Annotated in this window: 1 protein-coding gene; it reads left to right on the top strand. The window is 55.3% G+C overall.

The window, feature by feature from the left end:
- Positions 1-516: 516 nt before the first annotated feature.
- A partial coding sequence (locus EN925_RS36835) for a response regulator transcription factor (protein WP_245487435.1) occupies positions 517-1,134 on the top strand: 618 nt, incomplete at its 3' end.

Raw genomic sequence — 1,134 nt, 5'->3', positions numbered from 1 at the left:
GTTGTCAGGAGGTGGGAGCAAACCCAACCCCCGCCTATCGCATGAGACCCGCCGAATTAATCGCAAGAGCGCGTGCAACCAACACAGTGCGCGGTAACCGAGGATATCTATAGCCTGGTGCGGCACGGGCATGCGCCTTAGTTCGGGCCGCTCGCGCGGGTCAAACCGGTTTGGAGTCCCGTCTTCTCAACGTAAAAATTTACCGAAAAAATTAACTTATGTTAGAGAATGCTAATAAATAGCTCCTACACTCCCGAGGCTGCTCTACATGTCAGCAGCCACGTTGCTTGAGGTTCGCAATCAGCCTTGAGCGTGGAAAATGGGTCGGGTACCAAAAACTTCCAATTCTAAGAAAGGGCACTTATCGGGCGCCACAGGTACCTTCGTTGGGGAAGGGTGAGTATCGGTATGGTTTCTACAGCAGGACTGCACAGTTACGGTTCGTCAAATCGATCAAGAGTTCCGTCCAGCGGCACAGAAAATCTCCACCAAGAAGCAGGTAAGCAATACCTTCTCATGCTGGACGGGAGGGCCTTGGACCGCGAGTGTCTCGCTTCGGCGCTTGAGGATCATGAATTGGGCATGGTGGTCGTCGCCATGGGTTCGATCGAGGAATGGCGCATAAGGAAGGGTTCGGCTTCTCCCCTTTCAACCATACTCTTCAACCTCGGCGGCCGGAAGGTCACCGATCAGGGCATTGCAGAAGAAATCAGGCATATTTCGTCCGAGTTCAAGACCGTTCCGGTGGTCATCCTGGCCGACACCGAAGATCTTGCACAGGTGCTGACGGCTCTCGAATGCGGCGCACGCGGCTACATTCCGACTTCGGTCGGGATCGATGTGTGTGTCGAGGCGATCAACTTGGCTGCAGCCGGAGGCATCTTCGTTCCGGCCAGTAGTGTCCTTTCCATGCGGCACCTGATAAAATCAGGCAACTGCGACGCCCGGCCCTTGACGGGCATGTTCACGCTCAGGCAGGCAGAGGTCGCCCAGGCACTGCGACGCGGCAAGGCGAACAAGATCATCGCCCACGAACTGAACCTTCGCGAAAGCACTGTGAAGGTTCACATCCGAAACATCATGAAGAAATTGAAGGCGACCAACCGCACGGAGGTCGCCTACAAGGTGAACGAT

The sequence above is a fragment of the Mesorhizobium sp. M7A.F.Ca.US.006.04.2.1 genome (assembly GCF_004022915.1).
GTDB lineage: Bacteria > Pseudomonadota > Alphaproteobacteria > Rhizobiales > Rhizobiaceae > Mesorhizobium > Mesorhizobium ciceri.
The sequence above is the reverse complement of the archived record's forward strand: the minus strand, read 5'-3'. Positions and strand labels throughout refer to the sequence as shown.